Source organism: Friedmanniella luteola (genome assembly GCF_900105065.1).
Classification (GTDB): Bacteria; Actinomycetota; Actinomycetes; order Propionibacteriales; family Propionibacteriaceae; genus Microlunatus; species Microlunatus luteolus.
This window is the reverse complement of the sequence record NZ_LT629749.1, coordinates 4,162,024-4,186,909: the sequence shown is the minus strand read 5'-3', so window position 1 is coordinate 4,186,909 and position 24,886 is coordinate 4,162,024. Positions and strand designations below refer to the sequence as shown.

The 24,886-nt window shown below is 73.0% G+C and carries 27 protein-coding genes; 16 read left to right on the top strand and 11 right to left on the bottom strand.

Annotated features, from left to right (window positions below):
- Nucleotides 1-35: 35 nt before the first annotated feature.
- Complete coding sequence (locus BLT72_RS19560) at nt 36-1,361, bottom strand: VldE C-terminal domain-containing protein (protein WP_091415089.1); 1,326 nt, start codon at nt 1,359-1,361, stop codon at nt 36-38.
- 258 nt (nt 1,362-1,619) lie between these two features.
- Between BLT72_RS19560 and BLT72_RS19555 the strand changes: the two genes are divergently transcribed.
- On the top strand, nt 1,620-2,288 hold the full coding sequence (locus BLT72_RS19555; RefSeq protein ID WP_091415086.1) for a Pr6Pr family membrane protein: 669 nt from the start codon (nt 1,620-1,622) through the stop codon (nt 2,286-2,288).
- Nucleotides 2,285-2,638, top strand: a complete 354-nt coding sequence (locus BLT72_RS19550; RefSeq protein ID WP_231930177.1) for a metallopeptidase family protein — start codon at nt 2,285-2,287, stop codon at nt 2,636-2,638. The genes BLT72_RS19555 and BLT72_RS19550 overlap by 4 nt, the downstream gene beginning before the upstream one ends.
- On the opposite strand, the gene BLT72_RS22400 is transcribed toward BLT72_RS19550, so the two are convergent.
- The 3 genes from BLT72_RS22400 to BLT72_RS19535 are packed head-to-tail and all read right to left on the bottom strand — an operon-like array spanning nt 2,629 to nt 4,090.
- Entirely contained in the window at nt 2,629-2,982 is a 354-nt protein-coding gene (locus tag BLT72_RS22400; RefSeq protein ID WP_157720578.1) for a DUF202 domain-containing protein, read from the bottom strand. The two genes, BLT72_RS19550 and BLT72_RS22400, sit on opposite strands and share 10 nt — an antisense overlap.
- 4 nt (nt 2,983-2,986) lie before the next feature.
- Nucleotides 2,987-3,367 (bottom strand): YidH family protein, encoded by a 381-nt coding sequence (locus BLT72_RS19540; RefSeq protein ID WP_091415083.1) that lies wholly within the window; start codon nt 3,365-3,367, stop codon nt 2,987-2,989.
- Between the two features lie 18 nt (nt 3,368-3,385).
- Nucleotides 3,386-4,090: a hypothetical protein gene (locus tag BLT72_RS19535; protein ID WP_091415080.1), complete on the bottom strand. Its 705-nt coding sequence runs from the start codon at nt 4,088-4,090 to the stop codon at nt 3,386-3,388.
- An 87-nt stretch (nt 4,091-4,177) separates the two neighbouring features.
- Here BLT72_RS19535 and BLT72_RS19530 point away from each other — a divergent pair, with 87 nt between their 5' ends.
- Genes BLT72_RS19530 through BLT72_RS19520 form a run of 3 tightly spaced genes read left to right on the top strand, consistent with a single transcriptional unit; the run spans nt 4,178 to nt 6,236 of the window.
- Nucleotides 4,178-4,555, top strand: a complete 378-nt coding sequence (locus BLT72_RS19530) for a DnaJ family domain-containing protein (RefSeq protein WP_091415077.1) — start codon at nt 4,178-4,180, stop codon at nt 4,553-4,555.
- Complete coding sequence (locus tag BLT72_RS19525; protein WP_231930176.1) at nt 4,552-4,944, top strand: VOC family protein; 393 nt, start codon at nt 4,552-4,554, stop codon at nt 4,942-4,944. The genes BLT72_RS19530 and BLT72_RS19525 overlap by 4 nt, the downstream gene beginning before the upstream one ends.
- Before the next feature lie 56 nt (nt 4,945-5,000).
- Nucleotides 5,001-6,236 carry an ROK family transcriptional regulator gene (locus BLT72_RS19520; protein WP_091415073.1) on the top strand — a complete coding sequence of 412 codons (1,236 nt, stop codon included), beginning with the start codon at nt 5,001-5,003 and terminating at the stop codon, nt 6,234-6,236.
- Nucleotides 6,237-6,318: 82 nt separating this feature from the next.
- Here BLT72_RS19520 and BLT72_RS19515 read toward each other — a convergent pair whose 3' ends face one another.
- The 6 genes from BLT72_RS19515 to BLT72_RS19490 all read right to left on the bottom strand — a co-directional run bounded on the left by BLT72_RS19515 (nt 6,319) and on the right by BLT72_RS19490 (nt 12,873).
- A complete protein-coding gene (locus BLT72_RS19515; RefSeq protein ID WP_091415070.1) occupies nt 6,319-7,698 on the bottom strand; it encodes a GH1 family beta-glucosidase in 1,380 nt (459 codons plus the stop codon).
- Nucleotides 7,699-7,733: 35 nt separating this feature from the next.
- Nucleotides 7,734-8,696, bottom strand: coding sequence for an aldo/keto reductase (locus BLT72_RS19510; RefSeq protein WP_091415066.1), 963 nt, complete (start codon nt 8,694-8,696; stop codon nt 7,734-7,736).
- Entirely contained in the window at nt 8,693-9,472 is a 780-nt protein-coding gene (locus BLT72_RS19505) for a VOC family protein (protein ID WP_091415063.1), read from the bottom strand. The genes BLT72_RS19510 and BLT72_RS19505 overlap by 4 nt, the downstream gene beginning before the upstream one ends.
- Nucleotides 9,473-9,639: 167 nt before the next feature.
- The gene (locus tag BLT72_RS19500; protein ID WP_091415060.1) at nt 9,640-10,533 is read right to left on the bottom strand and encodes a carbohydrate ABC transporter permease; all 894 of its coding nucleotides are present in this window, start codon (nt 10,531-10,533) and stop codon (nt 9,640-9,642) included.
- Nucleotides 10,530-11,495, bottom strand: a complete 966-nt coding sequence (locus BLT72_RS19495; RefSeq protein WP_091415056.1) for a carbohydrate ABC transporter permease — start codon at nt 11,493-11,495, stop codon at nt 10,530-10,532. Before BLT72_RS19495 ends, BLT72_RS19500 begins: the two co-directional genes overlap by 4 nt.
- A gap of 1 nt (nt 11,496) precedes the next feature.
- A complete protein-coding gene (locus tag BLT72_RS19490; RefSeq protein WP_091415053.1) occupies nt 11,497-12,873 on the bottom strand; it encodes an ABC transporter substrate-binding protein in 1,377 nt (458 codons plus the stop codon).
- Between the two features lie 309 nt (nt 12,874-13,182).
- Here BLT72_RS19490 and BLT72_RS19485 point away from each other — a divergent pair, with 309 nt between their 5' ends.
- The 5 genes from BLT72_RS19485 (at nt 13,183) to BLT72_RS19465 (ending at nt 18,237) form a co-directional block, all read left to right on the top strand.
- Nucleotides 13,183-14,316, top strand: coding sequence for a Gfo/Idh/MocA family protein (locus BLT72_RS19485; protein WP_197677108.1), 1,134 nt, complete (start codon nt 13,183-13,185; stop codon nt 14,314-14,316).
- A complete protein-coding gene (locus BLT72_RS19480; protein WP_091415050.1) occupies nt 14,316-15,041 on the top strand; it encodes an SDR family oxidoreductase in 726 nt (241 codons plus the stop codon). Before BLT72_RS19485 ends, BLT72_RS19480 begins: the two co-directional genes overlap by 1 nt.
- Before the next feature lie 38 nt (nt 15,042-15,079).
- Entirely contained in the window at nt 15,080-16,105 is a 1,026-nt protein-coding gene (locus BLT72_RS19475) for a zinc-dependent alcohol dehydrogenase family protein (RefSeq protein WP_172826122.1), read from the top strand.
- Nucleotides 16,102-17,451: a hypothetical protein gene (locus BLT72_RS19470; RefSeq protein ID WP_091415043.1), complete on the top strand. Its 1,350-nt coding sequence runs from the start codon at nt 16,102-16,104 to the stop codon at nt 17,449-17,451. Before BLT72_RS19475 ends, BLT72_RS19470 begins: the two co-directional genes overlap by 4 nt.
- 141 nt (nt 17,452-17,592) lie before the next feature.
- Nucleotides 17,593-18,237: a DUF6308 family protein gene (locus BLT72_RS19465; protein ID WP_091415038.1), complete on the top strand. Its 645-nt coding sequence runs from the start codon at nt 17,593-17,595 to the stop codon at nt 18,235-18,237.
- 114 nt (nt 18,238-18,351) lie between these two features.
- Here BLT72_RS19465 and BLT72_RS19460 read toward each other — a convergent pair whose 3' ends face one another.
- Nucleotides 18,352-19,137: a GntR family transcriptional regulator gene (locus BLT72_RS19460; RefSeq protein WP_091415035.1), complete on the bottom strand. Its 786-nt coding sequence runs from the start codon at nt 19,135-19,137 to the stop codon at nt 18,352-18,354.
- Between the two features lie 51 nt (nt 19,138-19,188).
- Here BLT72_RS19460 and BLT72_RS19455 point away from each other — a divergent pair, with 51 nt between their 5' ends.
- The 6 genes from BLT72_RS19455 to xylB are packed head-to-tail and all read left to right on the top strand — an operon-like array spanning nt 19,189 to nt 24,877.
- The gene (locus tag BLT72_RS19455) at nt 19,189-20,163 is read left to right on the top strand and encodes an NAD(P)-dependent oxidoreductase (RefSeq protein ID WP_197677107.1); all 975 of its coding nucleotides are present in this window, start codon (nt 19,189-19,191) and stop codon (nt 20,161-20,163) included.
- Nucleotides 20,160-20,852 (top strand): bifunctional 4-hydroxy-2-oxoglutarate aldolase/2-dehydro-3-deoxy-phosphogluconate aldolase, encoded by a 693-nt coding sequence (locus tag BLT72_RS19450; RefSeq protein WP_091415029.1) that lies wholly within the window; start codon nt 20,160-20,162, stop codon nt 20,850-20,852. Before BLT72_RS19455 ends, BLT72_RS19450 begins: the two co-directional genes overlap by 4 nt.
- Nucleotides 20,849-21,775 (top strand): shikimate dehydrogenase family protein, encoded by a 927-nt coding sequence (locus tag BLT72_RS19445; protein ID WP_197677106.1) that lies wholly within the window; start codon nt 20,849-20,851, stop codon nt 21,773-21,775. Before BLT72_RS19450 ends, BLT72_RS19445 begins: the two co-directional genes overlap by 4 nt.
- Nucleotides 21,772-22,779, top strand: coding sequence for a phosphotriesterase family protein (locus BLT72_RS19440; protein WP_197677105.1), 1,008 nt, complete (start codon nt 21,772-21,774; stop codon nt 22,777-22,779). The genes BLT72_RS19445 and BLT72_RS19440 overlap by 4 nt, the downstream gene beginning before the upstream one ends.
- Nucleotides 22,776-23,393, top strand: a complete 618-nt coding sequence (locus BLT72_RS19435) for a glucose-6-phosphate isomerase family protein (RefSeq protein WP_091415026.1) — start codon at nt 22,776-22,778, stop codon at nt 23,391-23,393. Before BLT72_RS19440 ends, BLT72_RS19435 begins: the two co-directional genes overlap by 4 nt.
- Complete coding sequence (xylB, locus tag BLT72_RS19430; protein ID WP_091415022.1) at nt 23,390-24,877, top strand: xylulokinase; 1,488 nt, start codon at nt 23,390-23,392, stop codon at nt 24,875-24,877. The genes BLT72_RS19435 and xylB overlap by 4 nt, the downstream gene beginning before the upstream one ends.
- The last annotated feature ends 9 nt before the right edge of the window (nt 24,878-24,886 follow it).

Here is a 24,886-nt window from a genome sequence, read left to right as displayed (position 1 = left end):
CCGCCGAGCACCGTCCGGCCGGCCCGCCCGTCAGCTCACCTGTAGACGGTGATGTGCACGTGGTTCTTGTGGTTGGCCGAGTCGCCGCCCCGGTCAGCCATGGGGCGCCAGCCCTCCTTGTCGCGCTGGATGTTCCAGATGCGCTGGTTCCAGATCACGTACTGGATCCCGAGCGCCTTGGCGTTGGCGCGGGCCCAGGCGGCGACCTGACCGCCCAGGGCCTTGCCGCTGGCCGAGGTGTAGCTCGGCAGCATCAGGTCCAGCGCCCGGCCGGAGGGGTGGTCGGGGATGGAGTCCGGGCGGACGCCGTAGTAGGTGGTGATGCGCGGGAACTGGAGCCGCGCGGCGCGGTGCACCTTGATCGCGTTCGGCACCAGCCCCCGCTCGACCGACGCGCCGGCGCCGTTGTCGACCGACGGTCGGCTGGTGGAGAGGTACTTGGCCGTGACCCAGCGGGCGGCCTTGTTCCAGACGATCTGCATCCGGCCGTCGACCACCGTGCCGGTGATGCTGAGGGCGGTGCCCCGCGGCACCTCCGCGACGGCGGTGTACCGGTCGGCGCTGGTGGACCGGATGTCCAGGGTGGCGGTCGCGTAGCGGGTGCCGGTGACCCGAGGCAGTTCGGGGACGCTCGGCTGCGTCGCCGCGGGCGTCGCCAGGTACTTCGCCGTGACCCAGCGGGCCGCCTTGGCGTAGACGACCTGGGCGCGGCCGTTGGCCACGGCGCCGGTGATGGAGAGCCTGGTGCCCTTCTTGACCTCGGCGATCCGGGTGTACCTGGCCGCCGAGGTGGAGCGGATGTCCAGCACGGCCGTGGCCACGCGGGTGCCGACGACGGCCGGCACGCCGCGCGCGGCCTTGAGGTAGCGCGTCGACACCCAGCCGGTGCGGGCGCCCAGCACCACCTCGGCGAAGCCGCCGCTGGTGCGTCCGGTCATCGTCACCCGGGCGCCGCCGGCCAGCACCTTGAGGACGGCGTGGGAGGTGCCCGCCCCGCGCCGGACGTTGACCGCGGTCGTGGTGGCGCGCAGGCTGCCCGGCGCGACGGCCGGGGTGCTGACGACGGGGGTGGCCGCCGTCGCCTGCTTCAGGTACTTCGCCGCGACGTAGGCCTTCGCGTCCCGGAACTCGATCGCCGTCCAGCCCTTGCTGGTGCCCAGCGTGCTGACCTTCTGGCCCTGCTCGAGGGTGCCGAGCACCTCGTAGGTGGTGCCCGGCCCGCTGCGGACGTTGAGCGCCTCGGTCGCGGTCGCGGTGCTGACGGCGGCGGCCGCCGGGGCGGTGCCCAGGAGCCCCACCACCAGCGCGGCGCAGACGAGCAGCTGTGCTCCGGTCCTCAGACCTGCTCGGATGACGTGCATTCGGAGTCCCTCCTGGAGGCCGTCGGCGACGGCTCTGCGTGCACCCGAGCCCTGGGAGAGACAGCACAACAATCGCGTCACGTCCGTCACAGGAACCCCAGGTTGCTCAGGACTCTAAGCGTGTCCCAGGGGACGAAGCAAGGGTTGAGTAACGATTTGGACGGTCTGGCAAGCCGACACGCGGATAGCACCGGTGTAGTTTCATCAATGTGATTCAGGTGTCCGGAGGCCTGGGCGGTGGCCACTAGGCTGCCGCGCATGAGGTCGACCCCGGCGGCGCGCGTGTTCCACGGTCTGACGGCCCTCGTCGCGGCGTTCGCCCTGCTGGCGCAGCTCGTGCTCACCGTCCAGGGCAGCGCCACCCTGGTCGAGGTCGACCCGCCCGGCCTGGCCGAGCGGCTGTTCCACCTCGTCAGCTACTTCACGATCCTGTCGAACCTGCTCGTGCTGGCGACGACGGTGGCGGCGGCCCGCGACCCCCACGTCGACGGGCCGGTCTGGCGGGTGCTGCGGCTGGACGCGGTCGTCGCGATCACCATCACCGGCATCGTGCACTGGTTCCTGCTCCGCCCGCTGCTCGACCTGGCCGGGTGGTCCTACGCGGTCGACAAGCTGCTGCACGTCGCCGTGCCCCTGCTGGCCGTCGTCGGCTGGGTGCTGTTCGGGCCGCGTCGGCGGGTGGACCGGCGGGTCGTGCTGCTGGCGCTGGTCTACCCCTTCGTCTGGCTCTTCTACACCCTGGTCGTCGGCGCCCTGACCGGCTGGTACCCCTACCCCTTCCTCGACGTCGGCGCGAACGGTGCGGCGGCCGTGACCGTGGCGGCGCTCGGCATCGCCGTCTTCCTCTTCGCCCTGTCGGCGCTGGTCTGGTGGCTCGACCGGCTCCTCGGCCCGGCTCCGCGTGCCGCCTCCGAGGTGGCGGGGTGACGGTGGCCATGGCGGCCCAGGAGTTCGAGCTCCTGGTCCAGCAGGCGCTCGACGAGGTGCCGGACGAGCTGCTCGCACTGGTCGAGAACTGCGTGATCCTGGTGGAGGACGCACCACCGCCCGACCTGGCCGGCCTGCTCGGCCTCTACGACGGGGTCCCGCTGACCGAGCGCGGCGACTTCTACGCCGGGGTGCTGCCGGACCGCATCCTCATCTACCGGCTGCCGATCCTCGCGGTCTGCGACACCCACGAGGACGTCGTCGAGGAGGTGCACATCACCGTCGTGCACGAGATCGCCCACCACTTCGGCATCGACGACGACCGGCTGCACGAGCTCGGCTACGACTGAGGGCCCGCACCCAGCACGACGACGGCCGCCCCGGCGGCGGTGAGCACCACGAGCACGCAGAGCAGCAGGGGAGCCCGGGCGTCCGCGAGCGGCCGGTGCTGACGCAGGGCGGCGTCGTTGCGCCGGGAGCGGCGCCGCGCCAGCACGGCCAGCGCAGCGGTGGTGACGAGGGCGGCGATCCCCGTCACCACGGCGGCGGGCCCGGACACCAGCGCCAGCAGCCGGGCGACGACCAGCGCGCAGGCCAGCCCCGAGAGCAGGGTCCGCTGCCAGGCCAGCGCCGTCCGCTCGCTCTGCAGGCCCGGGTCCCACGGCCCGGGACGCGCGGCGGGGGGCGGGCTCACCGGCTCACGCGAACGTGACCACGACCAGGGCCACCGCCGCAGCCAGCACGACGATCCCGGTGACCACCAGCAGCAGGGCCGAGGACGGCAGCGGCTCGTCCAGCCGGAGTGCACGCTCGTTGCGGATCCACCGGGCCAGCGCCCCCACCCCGCTGACCATCCCCGCGAGGACCAGCAGCAGCGCGGCGACCCGGGCCTCGACGTCGAGCCCGGCGCCCAGCCGGCCGACCGCGGCCAGCGCCACCCCCGCGGCGACGAACCCCAGGGCCGTCCGCACCCAGGCGAGGAACGTGCGCTCGTTGGCGAAGCTGAAGCGGGGGTCGGGCTCGCTGCCGACGCCGTAGACCTGCCGCGGCCACCGCCGGTCCGCACCCGTCTCCGCCACACGGGCAGCGTAGGGGTCTCAGGCGGCGCTGGTCTCCCGGGTGACGGCCAGGCTGCGCCGGTCGGTGCTGACCCAGCGGCGGCAGCGGCCGAGGGCCTCGGGCGGGAGGTAGCCGGCCTGCCGGTCGGCCCGGTCGACCGCGGTGGCGCCGCAGCCGGAGGCGAGGGCGTCCCGGGCGGCCGGGTCGCCCACCAGCACCACGACCACGGCCAGGAGGCCGCGGATCCGGTTCACCTCCAGGGTGGCCAGCACCTCGCGGGAGACCCGGGGAGCGACCAGGACCAGCGGCGTCCGGCTCAGCAGCAGCCGTTCCAGCAGGCCCAGCAGCTCCCGGAGGCTGGCCACCTCGTCGGCGCAGACGAGCACGACGGGGTCCTCCAGCACGGCCCAGCCGGTCGCCGCGTCGGTGACGAAGTCCGCCGACGCCCAGCCCGAACCCACGTCCGGGCCGCTGTCGGCCGCCAGCTGGCGCTCGACCTCCGCACGGGTCGCGTCGTCGAGCACGGCGGGCCGGGCCTCCTCGGCCGGCCGGCGGGCCTGCAGCTCGGAGAGGTAGTGCGGGGTCGGGGCGTCGGCCCGGAAGTGCGGGATCACCCGGTCGGGCGGCGCCAGCATCTCGGCGGCGCGGCGCCGGTTGCGCGCGCGGTCGTAGAGGGCGCCGAAGACGACGGCCGCCAGGCCCACGACCACCAGCACCGCCAGCCCGATGCTCCAGGGGTCCACGGACCCAGGGTGGCACACCGGAGCCGCACCGACCCGGCGTGCGGTGGCTAGGCTCGGGCGCACGTGTCATCTGCGGAGGGGCCACGCATGGAGCGGTACGAGAGCTGGGTGGACCGCCAGGTCCGCGAGGCGCAGGAGCGGGGCGCGTTCGACGACCTGCCCGGCGCCGGCCGCCCGATCCCGGGCATCAAGGGCCCGCACGACCCGGACTGGTGGGTCAAGGGGCTGATCGAGCGGGAGAAGATCTCGGCACCGCTGCCGCCGGGTCTGGCCCTGCGCCGGGAGGTCGAGCAGCTGCCCGCCACCCTGGCCGACCAGCGCGACGAGGCCGTCGCGCGGGCGCTGGTGGAGGACCTCAACCGGCGGATCCTCGACCTGCGCCGCCGCCCGCCCGACGGGGTGCCGCTCTTCGTGCCCACCGTCGACGTGGACGCCGCCCTCGAGCGCTGGCGGCGGTCCCGGTGAACGGACCGGTCGCCGGTGCGCCACGGCTGCGGCTCAGCCACGTCAACGTCGGCTGCCGCGACGTCCCCGCCCTGCTCGCCTTCTACCAGCGGCTGCTGGGCTGGGAGGTCGAGGAGGCGTCCGAGGACTGGGCGGTGCTCCGCGACCCCGACGGCGGTGTGAGCCTGGCCTTCCAGACCGAGGCCCACCACGTCGCGCCGGTGTGGCCCCCCGCGAGCCCCCAGGACCAGCAGATGCAGCTGCACCTGGAGATCGAGGTCGACGACCTGGCGGCCGCGAGCGCGCACGCCGAGGCCTGCGGCGCCCCCGCGAGCGCCTTCCAGCCGCAGGACGACGTGCGGGTGCACGTCGACCCGGCGGGCCACCCCTTCTGCCTGTACACGGGCTGACCGCGGGGTGGAGACTTCGTCAACCAAGGTAATAAAGTGCCGGTCGTGGACGTGACGTGGCCAAGCACCTGAAGGGGGCGACGGCGGTCGAGACCCACAGCGCGATCCTCGACCTGATCCGCTCCAGCGGCGTCGTCAGCCGGATCGAGCTGGCCGACCGCTCGGGCCTCACCGGGGCGTCGATCTCCCGCATCGTCAAGCAGCTGCTGACCGAGGGCCTGATCGCCGAGGTCGGGTTCGGCGACCGGACCGGGGGCAAGCGACGCACCCTGCTGCAGCTCAACGCGCGCTCGCGGCACGCCGTCGGGGTCTCCCTGGACTTCGCCAGCATCACCTACCTCGTCACCGACCTCAGCGGGGAGGTGATCGCCCGGCTGGACGCCGACGGCATCGGCCACGAGCCGCCGGGCGAGGTCATCACCCGGATCGCCGCCGAGCTCGCCGGGCTGGTGGAGTCGGCGGGCGTCGACCGGTCGACGCTGATGGGCATCGGGATGGCCGTCGCGGGCCGCCAGGACAGCGCGCACCACGTGCTGCGCAGCAACCCCCAGGCCGACGACTGGGAGCTCTTCGACATCGAGGAGACCCTCAGCTCGGCGACCGACCTGGCCGTCGTCGTAGAGAACGACTCCACCTGCGCGGCGATCGGGGAGTTCTGGGTGGGCAGGATCCCGGCCTCCGCCGACTTCGCCACCGTCTACATGGCCACCGGTTTCGGGCTCGGCCTGGTCACCAACGGGGACATCTACCGCGGCTCGTCCTCCAACGTCGGCGAGATCGGGCACATGGTGCTCGACGTCCACGGGCCGCCGTGCTGGTGCGGCAGCCAGGGCTGCCTGGAGATGCTGGCCGCTCCGGCCCGGATCGTGGAGCGGGCCCTGGAGCAGCCGGGCCTGGCCGACGAGCTGGGGCTGCAGGGGGAGCCGGGGACGATCCGGCAGGACGCCGAGCGCGTCGCCCGCGCGGCCGCCGCCGACCACGAGCAGGCGCTGCCGGTGATCGAGGAGTCCGCGTTCTACCTGTCCCGGGCGCTGGTCTCGGTGACCAACCTGCTGGACCTGGACCAGATCATCCTGGCCGGCCCGGGTTTCGGGGCGGCGGGAGAGATCTACCTCCGCCGCATCTGGCAGGACCTCGAGCGGTTGAGCTTCGTCCGCGCGGTGCACCCCACGAAGGTCGGGCTCTCGAAGTCCAGCGACATCTCCGCCGCCCTCGGCGCGGCCTCCCTGGTGCTGCACAGCCGGCTGACGCCCCACCAGACGTCCAGCCGGATGGCCCTGGCCGCTCGCTGAACCCGCCGACCGGGCCGACCTGCCAGACGCTGTGACGGCCGGGACCGTCACCCGGTCTGACCCGTCGGCCCGGCGGGAGCCCTCAGCCCTGCTGGGCCGCCAGGAAGTCGCGGAACCAGTGGCCGCTCTTCTTCACCGTGCGCACCTGGGTGTCGTAGTCGACGTGCACGATCCCGAACCGGCGGCTGAAGCCGAACGCCCACTCGAAGTTGTCCATGAAGCTCCAGGCGAAGTAGCCCTTGAGCGGCAGGCCCTGCTCGACGGCGTCGGCGCAGGCCGCGGTGTGCAGTTCGAAGTAGTGCCGGCGCTCCTCGTCCTCGACCTGGCCGTCGGCGCCCAGCTGGTCCTCGTACGCCGCACCGTTCTCGGTGATGTAGATCGGCAGGTCGCCCGAGCGCTCGGCCACCATGGCGACGACGTCGACGAGCCCGTCCGGGTGGATCTCCCAGCCCATCAGCGTCTTGTCGGCGCCGGTGTCGACCATCCGGACGTTCTCGCTGCCCGGTGCGGCGCTGGGGACGGAGGGGTCGCTCCAGACCCCGTCCTCCGGTCCGGCGGCGGTGTGCCGGCTGTAGTAGTTGATGCCCATGAAGTCGACCGGCGCCTTGATGACCTCCAGGTCGCCGCTCCGCTCCTCGAACCAGTCGCTGAGGCCGGCGTCCAGCAGCACGTCGCTGGGGTACGCGCCCCGCAGCACCGGGTCGAGGAACAGCCGGTTGCCGATGCCGTCGGTCCGGCGGGCGGCCTCGCGGTCGACCTCGGAGTCCGAGGCTGCGCGCACCGAGTAGAGGTTGAGCGTGATGCCCAGGATCGAGTCCGTGTGCCGGCTCTCGCGCAGGGCGTTCATCGCCAGCCCGTGACCCAGCAGCAGGTGGTGCGCCGCCTTGAACGCGTCGGTGCCGACCTGCTTGCCGGGGGCGTGCACGCCGTTGCCGTAGCCCAGGAAGGCCGAGCACCACGGCTCGTTGAGCGTGATCCAGTGCTGGATGACGTCACCGAGAGCGTCGTGGGTGAGGGCCGCGTAGTCCCGGAAGGCGGCGGCGGTGTCGAGGTTCAACCAGCCGCCCTCGTCCTCCAGGGCCTGCGGCAGGTCCCAGTGGTAGAGCGTCGCCCAGGGGGTGATGCCGTTCTCGTGGCAGGTCTCGGCGATCCGCCGGTAGAAGTCGAGGCCGGCCTGGTTGGCCGGGCCCGTCCCGGTGGCCTGGATGCGCGGCCAGGCGATGGAGAACCGGTAGGCGTTGAAGCCCAGCGACGCCATCAGGGCGATGTCCTCGGCGTAGCGGTGGTAGTGGTCGTCGGCCACGTCCCCCACGGTGCCGTCGGAGATCGCGCCGGGGGTGCGGACGAACGTGTCCCAGATGCTGGATCCGCGGCCGTCCTCGTCGACGGCGCCCTCGATCTGGTACGACGCGGTCGCCGTCCCCCAGACGAAGTCGGCGGGCAGGCGGGTGGGGGTGGTCATGGGTCTCCTCGGGTGGGACGGGGTGGGGCGGGTGGTCAGGACGGTGAGAAGTCGAGCCAGTGCTCGCGCGGCGGGCGGAGCTCCTCCAACGTGTCGAACAAGGCGTCGGGCAGCGCGGTACCCAACGAGGCGACCAGGGCATCGAGCCGCGCGGGCCGGCTGAGCCCGACCACCGTGGTGCTGACGCGGGGGTCCCGGACGGAGGCCTGGAGAGCGGCGGTGGCCAGGTCGGTGCCGTGCTCCGCGCAGACGGCGCGCATGGCCTCGACCGCCTGCAGCGTCACCGGGCTCGCCTCGCGGTAGCCGTACTTCGTGGTGCTGCCCGGCTTGGCCAGCAGGCCGCCGCCGTAGACGGCCGCGTTGACCAGGGCGACACCGAGGTCCTCGGCCTGCGCGACGAGCTCGGTGGCGCTGCGGTCGACCAGCGTCCAGCGGTTGTGCACCAGCAGCACCTCGAAGCCGCCGAGGGCCAGGTAGCGCTGCATCTCCTGCGCGGTGCCGCCCGCCAGCCCGACGTGGCCGATGACGCCCTCGTCCCGCAGCGCCATCAGGGTGTCGACCGCGCCGCCCGGCGCGGAGAGCTCGTCGAAGTCGTGGAACTCGGGGTCGTGCAGGTAGACCAGCGGCAGCTGGTCGAGCCCGAGCCGTTGCCGGGACTCCGCGACGCTGGCCCGGACGCGGGCGCCGGAGTAGTCCGTGCCCCGGGCGTCGACCTTCGTGGTGACCAGGAAGTCCGCCGGCACCCCGCCGCGCTGGGCGATGGCCGCGCCGATCCGGCGCTCGGACTCCCCGCCGCTGTAGCCGTTGGAGGTGTCGAGCACCCGGACCGGGGAGTCCAGGACGTAGGCGGCCAGCGCGACGCCGTCGTCGTAGGCGACCTCGTGGCCGAAGTTCTCCGGCATGCTCCCCAGCGGGGCGCCGCCGACGGCCACCGCCGTCACCTGCAGGCCGGTGCGGCCGAGCGGTCGGAGCCAGTCCTCGCTGCCCGGTGCGGTCACGCGGCGGGGCCCCCGGTCGGCGCGAAGAGGAAGCCGTCGGCGTCGGCCAGCACACCGGCGCCGGACGCCGTGGTCACCGGCGTCACGCCGGTGGTCGGCGCCGCGCCGCTGATCTCGGCCCAGGCGAAGCCCGGGGCGTCGGGCTGCGGGGTGCGGCTCTGCTTCTCCGCCTCGTAGGTGAACACCTCGAGCACGGTAGCGCCCGACTTCAGGTAGCCGATGCTGAACCCCCGCGGGTCGTGCGGCTGCTCGATCGTGCCGATGAAGGAGAAGCCGAGCGGGGAGTAGAAGGCGTCGGTGGCCGCCCGGTCGTCGACCGTCACGGCGACGTGGTCGAAGCGCGGGCGGTCCGGGACGCCGAGGGCCCGCTCGGCGGCCACGCCGTCGGCGTCGAGCACCCGCGCGTACTGCAGGTCGCCCTCGACGAGCTCCAGCAGCGTGCCGTCCGGGTCGTAGAAGAAGCAGATCCGCACCCCGCCCTCCGCGTCCAGCGGGTCGAGGTGGAAGGGCACCTCGGCGCCCTTGAGGACGTCGGCGCGGGGGTCGACCCGGTCGACCTTGAAGCCGACGTGCCGGAAGCCGCGCTGCAGGTCGTCGGGGACCCAGGTGCTCTCCGCGGCCGGGACGGCGCGGAGCTCGAGCGTGGCGGTGACGAGGTCGAGCACGGCGCGCTCGGCGGTCGCCTCGCCGACCAGCTCGGCGTCGAGGTACTTGGTGTAGAAGTCGACCGAGCGCTGGACGTCGGTGGCGTTGACGATCACGTTCTGGATGGGCATGGCGGAGCTCGTTCCTGTGGGTGCTGGGGTTGGGGTGGCGCGTCCTGAGCCTGTCGAAGGGGCCCTTCGACAGGCTCAGGGAGCGGTGGTCGGCTCGGGGAGCGGTCGGCTCCCGGGAGCCCTGGTGGGCTCCCCGAGGCTCGCCGGGCCCTGGGGCCGGGGTGCGGCTACTTGACCGCGCCGAGGGTCATGCCGGCGACGAACTGGTTCTGCATCCGGACGTAGACGACCACCACGGGGATGATCGACAGCGTCAGGCCCGCCGTCAGGGTGGGCCAGTCGGTGGAGTACTGCCCGGTGAGGCTGAACAGCACCGGCTGCAGGGGCAGCTTGTCCGTGTCCTGCAGCACCGTGTTGGCCATCAGGAACTCGTTCCAGGTCTGCAGGAACTGGAAGATCACCACGGTGGCGATGCCCGGCCGCGCCAGCGGCAGGATCACCCGGAGGAAGATCGTCAGCTCGCTGGAGCCGTCGACCCGCGCGGCCTCGACGAGCTCGTCCGGCAGGGTCTGGAAGAACGCCCGCATGAGGAACATCGAGAACGGCGCCGACCCCGAGATGTAGAGGACGAGCAGCCCGCTCTGGGTGTCCAGCAGCCCGAGGTTCTTCAGCTGCAGGTAGAGCGGGATGATCAGCGCCGTCGAGGGCATCATCAGCGTGGTGAGCAGCAGCAGGTAGAGCGTGTTCTTGAACGGGAAGTCCAGCTTGGCGAACGCGTAGCCGCTGAGGGTGGCGAACACCAGCACGCCGGCCACGGTGACCGAGGTGATCCAGAGGCTGTTCCAGAAGTGCAGCGGGAACTCGATCGAGGTCCACGCCTTGGGGTAGGCCGCCGCGGTGAAGGACCGGGGGAAGAAGGGGCCCGAGAACACGGTGTTCTGCGGTCGCAGCGAGGTGAGCAGCAACCAGACGAACGGGAACACCATCAGGGCGCAGATCGGCGCCAGGACGAAGGTCGCGAACGTCTTGCCGAACGGGAGCCGACGGCGGGTGCCGGTCCGCCGGCGGGGCGCCGTCCGGACCGCGGTGCTCGGGTTGGGGGTCTCCAACGTCGCGGTCACCGCTCCGCCCTCCGGGTGATCGCCATCTGGATGATGACGGCGAGGATGCACATGATCATGACCACGACGCTGAACGCCGAGGCGTAGCCGAACTGGGGCAGCGAGCCGGAGGTCGAGCCGAACGCCAGGTTGTACAGGTAGGTGCCGAACACCTCGCTGGCGTGGTTCGGTCCTCCGCCGGTCATCACGTAGATGATGTCGAAGACCTTGAAGCCGTTGAGCAGGCCGAGGCTCACGACGATCCCCGTCACCACCCGCAGGCTCGGCACGGTGATGTGGAAGAACCGCTGGAAGGGGCCGGCGCCGTCGACCTGCGCCGCCTCGTACAGGCCCGGGTCGATGCCCTGGATGCCGGCGAAGAAGATCAGCATGTTCATGCCGATGCCGCCCCAGATCGCGACGACCATGATCGCCGGCAGCACGGTGGCGCGGTCCGCCAGCCAGATGTGCTGCAGGCCCTCGAGGCCGAGCGAGCCCAGCACCCGGTTGAGCGTGCCGACGTTCGGGTCGTAGATCAGCTTCCAGAGGACGCCGCTGACCACGAAGGAAACGATGCCGGGGATGAAGAGGATGGTCCGGACGACGACGCCGACCTTGCGCCACACCTCGTTGACCAGCACCGCGATGACGATGCCGAGCACGGTCTGCACCACGGTGGTGACGGCGGTGAAGAGCAGGGTGACGAACAGGGCCCGGTGGGCGGTCGGGTCCCCGACCATCCGGGTGTAGTTGTCGAGCCCCACGAAGGTCTTGTCGCCGAACCCGCTCCACTTGGTGAGGCTGAGGTAGATCGTCTGGACGATCGGCCAGCCGACGAAGGCCAGGAACAGCGCCAGGGTGGGCAGCACGAACAGGTACCCGGCCAGCCGTTGCGAGCGCTTGAGCCGGGACCCGAACCGCCCCTCGCGGGACGGAACGGGTCCGTGCGGGACGACCACCTGCGGAGGTGCAGTGGTCGTCATGTCAGCCCTTGGCGTTTTCCACGGCCGCCTGCATCTGCTTGGCCACGGCGGCCGGGTCGCCCTTGCCCTCGAAGAGCTGGACGAGCGGGTCCGCGGCCGCGACGGTGCCGTTGCCGAACGGGATGTGCGGGCAGCCCTCGCCCTCGATCAGCCAGGAGGTCATCTGCTTCATCACCGGGTTCTCGATGACCGCCGCCGCGCTCTTGGTGGCCGGCATCGAGTTCGAGTTGTTCATGGTGGGGGAGTAGTTCGCCTGGTCGTAGAGGAACTTGATGAAGGTCAGCGCGGCGTCCTTGTTCTTGCTGGTCTCCGCGACCGCCCAGCCCGCACCGGCCTGGTTCGCCGTCCAGTGCTTCTTCCCCGCCGCGATGGCCGGGTTCTTCATCACCTTGTACTTCTTGACGAACTCCTTCGAGGCGTTCTGGATGAAGCCCTGCGGGCTCCAGGAGCCGTTGAACAGCATCGCGGACTTCTCGGTGTAGAAGATCTGCGGCGCCTGGTCGCCCGAGGTGCCCGTGGTGCCCGGCTGGAAGACGCCGGCGTCGACGATCCGCTTCTGCAGCTCGAGCGCCTGGACCACCACCGGGTCCTCCCAGGTGAGCCCGTCCAGGCCCTGGTCGAGCTTGAGGAAGAAGGTCGGGTCGTCGGAGACCTGGGTGAGCAGCGGCAGGAAGAAGTCCATCGCGCTCGTCCCGGGGTTGGCGCTGAACGAGACGCCGTACTTGTCGATGGCCTTGATCTTCGGCGCGGCCTCGATCAGGTCGTCCCAGGTCTCGAGCGACTCCGGGTCCACGCCGGCCTTGTCCAGCAGGTCCGGGTTGTAGAACAGGCCGAAGGTCTGGGCCATCCAGCCGATCGCGTACTGCTTGCCGTCCAGGGTGTACTCCTGGTTGGCCGAGTCGAAGAAGTCGGAGAGGAAGGCGTCGCCGAGGTCGGCCTTGAGGTCGGCGGAGATGCCACCCGTGCCGTAGGTCAGCGCCCGGGTGTGCGGGGCGAAGATCTCGGGCACGTCGCCGGCCGCGACGGCGGCCTGCAGGGCGGGGAGGTACTGGTCGGGGGTGCCGAACACGCGGTTCTCGACCTTGATGTTCGGGTTGGCCTCCTGGAACTTGGCCACGAGCTTGGGGAACTCGTCCTTCTGCTCGCCGTACCAGCTCCACATCCGGACGGTGGCGGGGCTGCCGCCGGCGTTGCCGCTCCCGCCGGCGGAGGGGGAGCTGTCGTCGCTGCTGCACGCCGCGAGCAGGGAGCCGGTGCCCAGGACTGCGGCGCCGCCGAGGGCGGCGCGGAGCAGGGTGCGCCGGCGGAACGGGGTGGTCGCGCTGCTGGCGGCCGAGGTGGTGTCGACGGCCTGCGGGGCCGCGGTCTGGTCCTGCATGGTTCTCCTCGTTGAGAGAGCTGCGTGAGCTCAGGTGGGTGACCGGACGGGACGGCCGCCGGCTGCGTACACTTCCTAACTCAATGTAAGAAAGTTTGTCAATGACCACGAGTGGAGCTGCACGATGCGGTGGTGTCACTCCGGGTCGAGCCGGTTTCGCGGTGATTGACAGGCCGAAACCTGTAATGACAGGATGCTAACCCGGCACCCCGGGGGAAGACAAGACCCTCCGCCTCCCCGCCGCCGGCTCGCTCGCGAGGCCGGCCCCTCGGCTCCGCCTCTCTCGACCCGCACGCACACAGGAGTGATGTGACCAGCACGCGCAGGCCCGACGCCGGTTCGCCGGCGCCCGTCCGCTTCGGACTGATCGGCACCGGCTGGAGGTCGGAGTTCTTCGCCCGGCTGGCCCGCCAGGCCCCCGGGGCCTTCGCCGTCACCGGCGTGATCTCCCGTCGCCCGGAGCGGGCGGCCGAGGTGGCCCGCGACTGGGGCGTCCCCACCTTCGGCAGTGAGGAGGAGCTGCTGGCCGCCGAGCCGGAGCTCGTCATCCCGTGCGTGCCCTGGGGCGAGATGGGCCCGACGACCGCCCGGCTCGCCGGGGCTGGTGTCCGGGTGCTGGCCGAGACGCCGCCGGCCGCCGACCTCGACGGCCTGCGGTCGCTCTGGGCGGCGGTGGGCGACACCGGACTGGTGCAGGTGGCGGAGCAGTACCTGCTGATGCCGCAGCACGCGGCCCGGCTGGCCGTCGTCCGCGAGGGTGTGATCGGCGACGTCAGCTCGGTGCAGGTCAGCTCGACTCACCTGTACCACGCGGTCTCGATGATCCGCGGTTTCCTCGGCGTCGGCCGCGGGCCGGTCACGGTGCACGCCCAGTCCTTCACCGCTCCGCTGGCCAACCCGCTGAGCCCCTCCGGCTGGTCCGGGTCCGCGGAGCCGGAGCCGCTCGCCACCACCCTGGCCACCCTCGACTTCGGCGACGGCCGGATGGGGCTCTACGACTTCACCGACAACCAGTGGTGGAACCCGCTGCGCGCCCGGCGGATCGTCGTCCGCGGCAGCCGCGGCGAGATCGTCGACGAGCGGGTGACCCGGCTCGCCGACCCCTGGACCCCGGTCGAGTCCTCGCTGGTCCGGCGGCAGGCCGGGCTCGACCTCAACCTCGAGGGCGTCGACCTGCAGCACGTCAGCTTCGACGGCCGGGTGGTCTGGCGGAACGCCTTCGCGGGTGCCCGCTTCTCGGAGGACGACCTCGCCGTCGCCGACCTGCTGGCCGCCACCGGGGCCTGGGCCCGCGGCGAGGGGCCGGAGCCCTACCCGCTGGCCGAGGCCTGCGAGGACCACCAGATCTCCCTCGCCCTCGGCGAGTCCATCCGCACGGGCGCCTCGGTGACCACCTCGGTCGAGGGCTGGTCCGACACCGCCCCCGGCGCGACGGCCGCCTGATGGCCGGCTGGCCGGAGGGCTCGGTCGTCGTCGTCACCGGTGGGGCGGGTGGCGTCGGCCACGCGTGCGCCGCCTGGCAGGCGGAGCGCGGCGCGCAGGTCTTCTCCCTCGACCGCCGTCGGCCGGCCGACGTCGTCGGCACCTTCGTGGAGGTGGACGTGCTCGACGAGGGCTCGGTCGCGGACGCGGTCGCGACGGTGGTGGGGGCGGCCGGCCGGATCGACGGCCTGGTGGCCGCCGCGGGGCTGTCGGAGGAGCCGACGCCGGCCGAGGACATGGGGCTGGACGTCTGGTCCCGGACGATCGGGGTCAACCTGACGGGCGTCTTCGTCACCTGCCAGCAGGTCGGCCGGGTGATGCTCGGCCAGGGCGCGGGGCGGATCGTCACCATCGCGTCGATGTCGGGCGCGCACGTCGTCAACACCCCGCAGCAGCAGGTCGCGTACAACGCGTCGAAGGGCGGCCTGGTGGCCATGACGAAGTCGCTGGCCTACGAGTGGGCGTCCCGCGGCGTCCGGGTGAACGCCCTGTCACCGGGCTACGTCGACACCCCGCTGCTGGGCAGCAAGCACGACCTGCACCAGCAGTGGAAGTCGGTGACCCCGCTGCGCCGGTTCGCCGAGCCGGCCGAGGTCGCCGCCGCCGCCGCGTGGCTGCTCAGCGACGAGGCCGGATTCTGCTGCGGCACCGAGATGCTGATGGACGGCGGCTACACCCTCGCCTGACCGGCCCCGCCAACCCCCGACCGATGGAAGGACCCGTCATGGAGACCATGCGCGCCGTCGTCTACGACCGACCCGAGCACTTCAGCGTCGCCGAGCTGCCCGTCCCCGACCCCGGGCCCGGTGAGGTGCGGCTGAAGGTCCTCGTCGCCGGCGTCTGCGGCACCGACGCCCACCTGCACGTCGGCGAGTTCGGCCCGACCTACCCGCTGACCCCGGGCCACGAGTTCGTCGGTGAGGTCGTCGCGCTGGGTGCCGGGGTGGACGCCGACCTGCTGGGCCGCCGCGTCGTCGTCGACAACTGCGCCGCCTGCGGGCACTGCGTCGAGTGCCGGCGGGCCCGGCCGGCGTACTGCCTGCACGGGGTCGCGCAGGGCGTCAACGCGCCCGGCGGCTTCGCCGAGCAGGTGCTGACCGACGCCAACCGGTGCTTCGTCGTCGACGACCTCGACCCCGAGGTCGCCGTGCTGACCGAGCCGGTCGCCTGCGTGGTGCACGGGCTGGACATGCTGGACCTGGCGCCCGGCGCGGACGTGCTGCTGTTCGGCGCGGGGCCGACCGGGCTGATCCTCACCTCGCTGCTCGCCCGGTCCGGGGCGGGCCGGCTGGTGGTCGCCGCGCCGACGGCGGCCAAGCTCGAGCTGGCCACGGCCCGGGGTGCCGATGCGGTGGTGCAGCTGGACCGCGGCGACCCCGAGGGGTCCCAGGCGCGGTTGCGCGAGCTGGCGCCCGACGGGTTCGACGTCGTCATCGACGCGACCGGGGCCCTGGCCGTGCTGGGCACCACGCTCGGCCTGGTCCGCACCGGCGGCACCGTGTTCGTCTACGGGATGACGGCCGAGGCGGCGCAGTGGCCGGTGGCGCCGTACGACATCTTCCGCCGCGAGCTGACGATCAAGGGCTCCTTCGCCCAGCAGTTCGCGTTCGACCGGGCGCTCAGCGCGCTGCGCAACGGCCGCGTCGACCCGAGCGGCCTGGTCACCAAGCGCTTCGGGCTGGACCAGTACGCCGAGGCACTGGCGGCCGTCGCGGACAGCTCCGTGGTGAAGGCGGTGATCGTCCCGTGACCGCCGCGGTGACCCTGGTCCGGCCGGTCCTGCTGCCGGTCTCGCTCGAGCGGGAGCCGGGGGAGTCCTTCACCCGCCAGCTGGCGGCCCTCGTCGAGCTGTCCGACGGGCTGGTCGAGTGGCGGCCCGCTGCCTGGGTCTGCGACCCGGTGGCCGACGACGTCACGGCCGTCGTCGTGCCGGACATGAGCGGCCTGGCCTACCGCCTGCTGGAGGAGTTCCGGCGGGTCCGGGTGCCGCTGCTGGTCGTGACGTCGGAGTTCGGCACGGTCTCGATGTGGGACTGGGAGATCCGGGACTACCTGCGCCGACGCGGCGTCGACACCGTGGCGCCGACGTCGCGGCAGGAGCTGGTCGACGTGCTGCGCGGGCTGGCGGTGCGCCAGACGCTGCCGCGCTCGCGGATGCTGGCCTACCTCGACGACCTCGGCGCCGGCATGCAGCCCGACATCTTCAAGCGCTTCTACTGGTGGGAGGAGGAGTGCGTCGCCGACCTCCAGGAGCGCCTCGGCGTCACGGTGGAGCGGCGCTCGTGGCGCGAGCTCGCGGCCCGGGCGGCGGCCGTGCCCGAGGCGCGCGTCGTCGACGCGCACGAGCGGATCTCCTCCGGGGTGGAGCTGGGGGCCCTGGCCTGGCGGGCCCGGGCCGAGGCGCTGCGGCTCTACCTCGCGCTGTCCGACGAGCTGGACGAGACCCCCGACGTCATCGCCGCGGGCATCAACTGCCTCAACGAGTCCATGACCTCCCCGACGACGCCGTGCCTGGCCTGGAGCCTGCTGTTCGAGGAGCGCGGGCTGATGTGGGGCTGCGAGGCCGACCTGACGTCGATGATGACGGAGTTCCTCACCTGGCAGACCCTGCAGGCGCCGGTGATGATGACCAACCTGTACCCGTTCCTCATGGGTGACGCCGCGCTCAAGCACGAGAAGATCCCGTACTTCCCGGCCGTCCGGGAGCGGCCGGCGGACCACATCCTGGTGGCCCACTGCGGCTTCCTCGGGGTGGTGCCGCCGTCGTTCGCGACGTCCTGGTCGGTCCAGCCGCGGGTGCTGGAGATCGTCGACCCCAACGCGCACGCCCTCGACGCCCGGATCGCCGAGGGGGACACGACGATCGTCAAGCTCACGTCGACGATGGACACCCTGACCGTGACGCCGGCCGACCTGACGGGCTACCACCAGTTCGAGAACTCCGACTGCCTCAACGGCGCCGTGCTGCGCGTCGCGGACGGCTACCGCTACGTCGAGGCCCTGCCCTCGCACCACGCGGTGCTCGCCACCGGCGACCTGCGGCGGCGGCTCGAGCTGGTCGCGCCGGTGCTCGGGCTGGGGGTCCAGCACATCTGAGGGTTCCTCGTCGGGAGTGTGCAGCGATGTGCCGCGAGTACGCGGCAGATCGCTGCACGTTCGGCGGCGGGTGCAGGAGTTCCAGCACGCGGTGGTCCTGGGAGGCTAGCGTCGGCCGGACCTCCAGCGACAAGGAAGATCATGACCGCCGTCCTGACCCTGCCTGCCCTTCTTGACACCGGCTCTGAGGAGCGAGCGTCGACGGTCCTGCGCCGCTACTACGCTCCGCTGTCCGGTCACAACGCCGGGTACACCGGCGGCGCCTGGGACACCTTCGACCCGAACGGGAGGCGGGAGGCGGACGCCGACCGCTTCACCGCTGACGACCTGGTATCCGTCGCACTGCTGGGGATCGAGGTGAAGGGACGGGCGGTCGTCGAGATCCTCGGGCCTCAGGCCGACGTGATCAACCGCCACCTGCAGGCCATCCCGAGGGATCTCGACCTCGTCGAACTCCGGTCGATCGATCGCGACGGTCTACCGAGCGCCTGGGAGCTGTGGAAGACGCTGCGCGGGCTTCCCGAGCTCGGACCGACCACGGCGAGCAAGTTGATGGCGAGGAAGCGTCCCCGCCTGATACCGATCTTCGACTCGGTCATCAAGGACCATCTGATGGGTGGCGGTGACGACCTGTGGATCCCGCTGCACGCTGCGCTGCGAGCCGATGGCGGCGCTCTTCACCATCGGCTGCTCGACCTCCGAGCCCGAGCGGCCCTGCCCGAGGACGTGTCAGTCCTGAGGGTGCTCGACGTCCTCACGTGGATGGAGGGGAGCGGGCGAGCCTGACGCCCCCGGCCGAGTGCGCGCCACAGCAGATCTCACCCGCCTCGGGGGCCTGCTGGAGCGCGCAGTCGACGTCCGGCGTTGGCTGGGCCCTTCGCCAGGCTCAGGGAGCGGTCCTCAGGGAGCGGTGACCCGCATCAGCGGCTCGAGCTGCGCGTCGGTCGGCCGGGTGCGGCTGAGCGTCACCTCGAAGCGGCTGCGGTCGCCGCGGTGGTAGGCGACGAACATCTCCACCGGCCGGTCGCCGGCGTGGGAAGTGCTGCGCAGCACGAGCACCGGGTCGCCCGGCTTGATCGCCAGGTCGGCGGCCAGCGCGTCGCCGGCGACGGCGGCCTCGACCCCGCGGCGGCCGTGGGTGAGGTGGACGTCGTAGCGCCGCTCCAGCAGCGCGTAGAGCGACTGGTCGGTGAGGTCGTCGTCCACCAGGCCGGGGGCGACGTCGTGGGGCAGGTAGGTGGTGGCCAGCACCCAGGGCTCGTCGTCGACGAAGCGGAGCCGCTCGACCACCACGACCGGCGAGCCGGGCTGGATCTCCAGCTGGGCGGCGATCTGCTCGTCGGCCGGCACGACCTCCTGGCGGCGCACCTCGCTGCGCAGGTGGGAGCCGCGGGCGGCGACGTCCTCGTAGAGGCCGGTGAGGGACTGGACCAGGCGCTCGGCCGTCTTCTCGGGCGCGACGAAGGTGCCGCGGCCCTTGACCCGGACGATGACGCCCTCGGTCTCCAGCTCGGCCAGCGCCTGCCGCACGACGGTCCGCGAGACGTCGAAGGTGGCGCAGAGCTCGTGGTCGCCGGGCAGCCGGTCGCCGGCCGCGAGGTCGCGCTCGCGGATCTCGGTGAGCAGGATCTGCTTCAGCTGGTAGTAGAACGGCAGCGGCGACGTCCGGTCGATCGCGCTGGTCATCCGGGCAGTGTAGTGGTTGACCTCCTGTACGTACAGGACTACCTTCAACGGGTGCCGTCGTCGCCCCTCGTGCTGGTCACCAGCCGGTCCTTCTCCTCCGGCGACCTCGATCTGGCGGGCGAGCTGGAGGCGGCCGGCTGCCGCATCGTCACCGGGCCCTCCACCCACGAGCTCGACGTGCTCCGGCCCCTGCTCGCCGACGCCACGGCCTGGATCGCGGGCACCGGCCCGGTCAGCGCGGCCCACCTCGACGCCGCCCCCGGCCTGCACCTCGTCGCCCGCTACGGCGTCGGCGTGGACGCCGTCGACCTCGAGGCCGCCGCTGCCCGCGGGGTGCTCGTCACCAACACCCCGGGCGCCAACACCGGCGCCGTCGCCGACCACGCTCTGGCCCTCGTGCTCGCCGCCCTCCGGGACGTGGCCCCGGGAGACCGCGGTGTCCGCGCCGGCCGGTGGGCCGTCCAGCGCACCCGCGAGCTCGGAACGCTGACGGTCGGCATCGTCGGCCTCGGGCGGATCGGCCGCGCCGTCGCCGCCCGGCTCGGCGGGTTCGGCAGCACGCTGCTGGGCTTCGACCCCTGGGTGCCGCCGGCCGAGCTGCAACGGCTCGGGATCGAGGGCGTCGAGCTCGACGCCCTGGCCGGCCGCTCGGACGTCATCTCGCTGCACGCCCCGGGGGAGGAGGTCGTCGTCGACGAGCACCTCCTCGGACTCGTCCGGCCCCACCTCGTCCTGGTCAACACCGCGCGGGCCGCGCTCGTCGACGAACCGGCCCTGGCGGGGGCGCTCCGCGCCGGACGGCTGCGCTGCTACGCCTCCGACGTGCTGGGCAGCGAGTCCGGCGACCACGCCAACCCGCTGCTCGCCGACGACCTGCTCGACCGCACGCTGTTCACCCCGCACTCGGCGGCGCAGACGGTGCAGGCGGTCGACGGCATGGGCCGCGGCGCGGTCGACGCCGTGCTCGCCCACCTGCGGGGCGACCAGCCGCCGCACCTCGTCCCGCTGCCCGGAGGCCGCCGATGACCGACCCGACCGACCGCGCCGCCGACGACGCCGTCTCGAGCTCGTCGAAGGACCTCCGCGGTCTGCGCGCCGCCACCGTCGTCGCCGTCCTCCGCGCCCCGACCGCCGAGGCGGGCATCCTGGCCACCGACGCGCTGGTGGCTGGTGGCGTCACCGGCATCGAGATCACCTACAGCACGCCCGACGCTGCCGCCGTGATCCGGGAGGTCCGCCGCCGGCACGGGGACGCCGTCCACCTCGGGGCCGGCACCGTGCTGGAGCCCCGGCAGGCCCGCGAGGCTGTCGAGGCGGGCGCGGAGTTCCTGGTCAGCCCGGGCACGGACGCCGAGCTCGCCGGCGCCATGCTCGGCAGCGGGGTCACCGTGCTCTCCGGCGCCCTCACCCCCAGCGAGGTGATGACCGCGCTCCGGCTCGGCGTGCACGTGGTCAAGCTGTTCCCCGCCTCCCTCGGCGGGCCCGCCTACCTCAAGGCGCTGCGCGGGCCGTTCCCGCAGGTCGACTTCGTGCCCACCGGTGGCGTCAACGCCGGCAACCTCGCGGAGTGGCTGGCGGCCGGGGCGGTCGCCGTCGGCGCCGGCGGTGAGCTCTGCCCGGCGACGGCCATGGCCGACGGCGACTGGGCGACCATCACCGCCAACGCCCGGCAGTTCAGCGACGCCGCCCGCCGGGCACGGGGGGCGCAGGCGTGACCCGCGGCTCCGCCTCCTCCATGGGCTTCGTCGGGGTGAGCACCGCCGGTTCGTCGATCCGCACCGTGTTCCCCGAGTGGGCCGACGCCCTCGGGCTCCCCACCCGCCGGCTGGTCGGGCACGACGTGCCGCTGGACGCCCCGCCGAAGGTCTACCGCGACGTCGTCACCGCCATCCGTGACGACCCCGAGCAGTGGGGCGCCCTGGTCACCACCCACAAGATGGCCGTGCACGCCGCCGCCCGCGACCTCTTCGACGACTGCGACGAGCTGGCCGAGACCTTCGGGGAGATCTCGTGCATCGCCAAGCGCGGCGACCGGCTGGTGGGCAGCGCCAAGGACCCGGTCACCGCGCGGCTGGCCCTCGAGGAGTTCCTGGCCCCCGACCACTTCGCCGCCGGCGGCGGTGAGGCGCTCGTCCTCGGCTCGGGCGGGGCCGGCACCGCGCTCAGCCACCAGCTCGGCGGCCGGTCCGACCGACCGGTGCGGATCACCTGCACCGCGCTCACCCCGGAACCGCTGGACCACGCCCGCGCCGTCCACCAGCGCGCCGGGCTGCCCGCGGACCTTGTCCGCTACGTCGTCACGCGCGACGCCGACGACGTCGACGCCCTGGTGGCGGAGCTGCCGCCGACCAGCCTGGTCGTCAACGCGACCGGCATGGGCAAGGACCGGCCCGGCTCCCCGGTCTCGGGATCGGTCCGCTTCCCCGAGCGCGGGGTGGTCTGGGAGTTCAACTACCGCGGCCCGCTGGACTTCTGGCACCAGGCGCTGGCGCAGCAGGGCGCCCGCGGGCTGCACGTCGAGGACGGTTGGCTCTACTTCGTGCACGGCTGGACGCAGGCCGTCGCCGAGGTGTTCGACATCCCGATGCCGCCGGCGACCGTCGACGAGCTCGGCCGGATCGCGTCCGAGCACCGGTGAGCCCGCTGGCCGGCCCGCCGGACCCGGCGGTCAGCACGGTGCTGGGCGACGTCCCCGCGGTGACGCTGGGGAGGACGAACTACCACGAGCACTTCTTCCAGGTCAGCCCGCTGCTGCCCGGCGACGCGCTGGACGACGAGCCCCGGAGCCTCGTCGAGGCCGTCTCGCTGCGCGCCTCCGGCTTCCCGGCGGTCGTCGACGCCACCCCGACGGGGCTCGGTCGTCGTCCCGAGGCGCTGGCCCGCCTCGCCGCGGCCAGCGGCCTGCACGTCGTCGCCACCACCGGCGCCCACCGCGAGCCCCACTACGGAGCCGGGCACTGGCTGCTCGAGCTGACCGAGGACCAGCTGGCCGAGCGGTTCACCGCCGACGTCACCGACGGCCAGCCCGCCGTCGACGGTCCTGGACGGGGCCCTCGCGCGGTCGGCCCGGACGGCGGCCCGGTGCGCGCGGCCGTGGTCAAGGCCGGGATCGGCTACTGGAGCATCGGAGCCTTCGAGCAGCGGGTGCTGGCCGCGGTCGCCGCCACCTGGGCGCGGACCGGGGCGGCCGTCCTGGTTCACCTGGAGCACGGCAGCGCCACGTTCGAGGTGCTGGCGACGCTGGAGGTGCTCGGCGTGCCCGCCTCCGCCGTCGCCCTGGCCCACGTCGACCGCAACCCCGACCCGGGCCTGCACGCCGAGCTGGCCGCCGCCGGCGCCTACCTCGGCTACGACGGCTGGGCCCGCAGCCAGCGCTGGCCGGACAGCCTGCTGCTGGACTGCCTGCTGCGCGCCGCCGAGCAGGGCGCGACCGAGCGCCTGCTGCTGGGCGGGGACGTGGCCCGGGCCACCCGCTACCGCGGGTACGGCGGGATGCCGGGCCTGGCCCACCTGGGGGAGCGCGTGCTGCCGCGGCTGGAGCGCGCGGCCTCACCGGCCCTGGTGACGGCCCTGCTGGAGACCAACCCCGCCCGCTGGCTCAGCGGGACCGGGACGACCGTGAGCACGGAGGAGCAGACATGACCGAACCCGAGGTGCGGCCGGTGCCGCCGGTGACCTTGACCCTGCGGCCCGAGGAGGGCCGGCTGGAGGGCAGCAACGGCCGGTACGAGAAGTTCCTGCCCGACCTGGAGGGTCTCTACCGCGACCCCGACGCGTACGCCCACCGCCTCTCGACCGACGACGGCAGCCCCGTGTACTGGGTGGAGACCACGCAGACCGAGGACGGCCCGGGTGGGCTGATCACCGGCATCAGCGTCCTCGAGCCCGGCACCGTCGGCCAGGAGTACGCGATGACCCGCGGCCACCTGCACGCCGTCTCCGACCGCTCCGAGCTCTACGTCGGGCTGAGTGGTCGCGGCGTGATGGTCCTGGACACCCTCGACGGTCAGAGCCACGTCATCGAGGTCACCCCGGGCAAGGCCGTCTACGTGCCCGGCCACTGGGTGCACCGCAGCGTCAACGTCGGCGACGAGCGCTTCGCCACCTTGTTCACCTACGCCGCCGACGCCGGCCAGGACTACGCGATCATCGAGCGGGCCGGCGGGATGCGCTCGCTGGTCGAGGTGGACGGCGGGGGCTACCGGGTGCGCGAGAACCCCGACCACCGCGGCTACCAGCTGCTCCCGCGACCATGATCATCTCGCACGACCTGGGCACCACCGGCGACAAGGCGACCCTGGTCAGCGACGCGGGCCGGGTCGTCGCCGCCGTCACCTCCACCTACGGCACCGACTTCGGCCCGCGCGGCAAGGCCGAGCAGGACGCCGGGGACTGGTGGGACGCCGTCTGCCGGGCCACCCGGGACCTGCTGGCGCAGGCCGCCGTCGCGCCGGCCGACGTCGAGGTCGTCTCCTTCTCGGGCCAGATGATGGGCGCGGTCCTGCTGGACGGCGCCGGGGTCCCCGTCCGGCCCGCCATCATCTGGGCCGACACGCGCTCGGTCGCCCAGACCGCCACCCTGGTGGAGAAGGTGGGGATGGAGCGCGGCTACGCGATCACCGGCCACCGGCTCAACCCGACGTACTCGCTGTCCAAGATCATGTGGGTCCGTGATCATGAACCGGACGCCTTCGCCCGCGCCGAGAAGGTCGTGCTGGCGAAGGACTACGTGGCCTTCCGGCTCACCGGGGTGCTGGCCACCGACCCGTCCGACGCCTCCAGCACCAACGCCTACGACCAGGCGGCCGGGCGCTGGTCCGACGAGCTGCTGGACGCGTCCTCGCTGCCCGGGTCGCTGTTCCCGGACATCGTCGCCTCGACGGCGGTCGTCGGCCGGGTGAGTGCCGAGGCGGCCACCGCGACCGGCCTGGCCGCCGGCACGCCCGTGGTGATGGGGGGCGGGGACGGCCCGATGGGCGCCCTCGGCGCCGGCATCCTGGGGCCGGAGTCCGGGGCCTACGCCTACCTCGGCTCCTCCTCCTGGGTGTCCGTGGCGGCGGACGCGCCCCTGCACGACCCGCAGATGCGCAGCATGACGTTCAACCACGTGCTCCCCGGCCGCTACGTGCCCACCGCCACCATGCAGGCCGGCGGTGCCTCGCTGGAGTGGGTGATCGACACCCTCGCCCCGGGCCAGGACGACCGGTACGGGCGGCTGCTCGCCGAGGCCGCCGACGTGCAGGCCAGCGAGGACGGGCTCTACTTCCTGCCGCACCTGCTGGGGGAGCGCTCGCCCTACTGGAACCCGGCGGCGCGGGCGGTCTTCGCCGGTCTCGGCCGCCACCACGGTCCGGCCCACCTGACGCGCGCCGTGCTCGAGGGGGTGGCCTTCAACCTCTACACCGGGCTGCTGGCGTTCGTCGAGAACGGGACCCCGATCACGGCCGTCGACGCCATCGGCGGGGCCGCCAACGCGCAGCTGCTGCTGCAGGTGTTCGCCGACGTCTGGGGCGTACCCGTGACCCGGCGGAACCTGGTCGACGAGGCGACGGCGGTGGGTGCGGCGATCGTCGGGGGGGTGGGCGTCGGCATCTTCGACGACTTCGAGGTCGCCGGCCGGTTCTCCGAGGAGCTCACCTCGCAGACGCCCGACGGGGCCCGCCACGACCGCTACGCGGGGGAGTACGCCCTCTTCATGGAGGCCTACCAGCGCCTGGAGCCGTGGTTCGACAAGCTCTGAGGGCTGGCC

What these genes read in the sequence shown, in the direction of transcription:
- BLT72_RS19505 (WP_091415063.1), bottom strand. Translation starts at nt 9,472, where the DNA reads ATGCCCATCCAGAACGTGATCGTCAACGCCACCGACGTCCAGCGCTCG.
- BLT72_RS19435 (WP_091415026.1), top strand. Translation starts at nt 22,776, where the DNA reads ATGACCGAACCCGAGGTGCGGCCGGTGCCGCCGGTGACCTTGACCCTG.
- BLT72_RS19465 (WP_091415038.1), top strand. Translation starts at nt 17,593, where the DNA reads ATGACCGCCGTCCTGACCCTGCCTGCCCTTCTTGACACCGGCTCTGAG.
- BLT72_RS19515 (WP_091415070.1), bottom strand. Translation starts at nt 7,698, where the DNA reads ATGACCACCCCCACCCGCCTGCCCGCCGACTTCGTCTGGGGGACGGCG.
- BLT72_RS19495 (WP_091415056.1), bottom strand. Translation starts at nt 11,495, where the DNA reads ATGACGACCACTGCACCTCCGCAGGTGGTCGTCCCGCACGGACCCGTT.
- BLT72_RS19450 (WP_091415029.1), top strand. Translation starts at nt 20,160, where the DNA reads ATGACCGACCCGACCGACCGCGCCGCCGACGACGCCGTCTCGAGCTCG.
- BLT72_RS19560 (WP_091415089.1), bottom strand. Translation starts at nt 1,361, where the DNA reads ATGCACGTCATCCGAGCAGGTCTGAGGACCGGAGCACAGCTGCTCGTC.
- BLT72_RS19490 (WP_091415053.1), bottom strand. Translation starts at nt 12,873, where the DNA reads ATGCAGGACCAGACCGCGGCCCCGCAGGCCGTCGACACCACCTCGGCC.
- BLT72_RS19475 (WP_172826122.1), top strand. Translation starts at nt 15,080, where the DNA reads ATGGAGACCATGCGCGCCGTCGTCTACGACCGACCCGAGCACTTCAGC.
- BLT72_RS19480 (WP_091415050.1), top strand. Translation starts at nt 14,316, where the DNA reads ATGGCCGGCTGGCCGGAGGGCTCGGTCGTCGTCGTCACCGGTGGGGCG.
- BLT72_RS19460 (WP_091415035.1), bottom strand. Translation starts at nt 19,137, where the DNA reads ATGACCAGCGCGATCGACCGGACGTCGCCGCTGCCGTTCTACTACCAG.
- xylB (WP_091415022.1), top strand. Translation starts at nt 23,390, where the DNA reads ATGATCATCTCGCACGACCTGGGCACCACCGGCGACAAGGCGACCCTG.
- BLT72_RS19530 (WP_091415077.1), top strand. Translation starts at nt 4,178, where the DNA reads ATGGAGCGGTACGAGAGCTGGGTGGACCGCCAGGTCCGCGAGGCGCAG.
- BLT72_RS19555 (WP_091415086.1), top strand. Translation starts at nt 1,620, where the DNA reads ATGAGGTCGACCCCGGCGGCGCGCGTGTTCCACGGTCTGACGGCCCTC.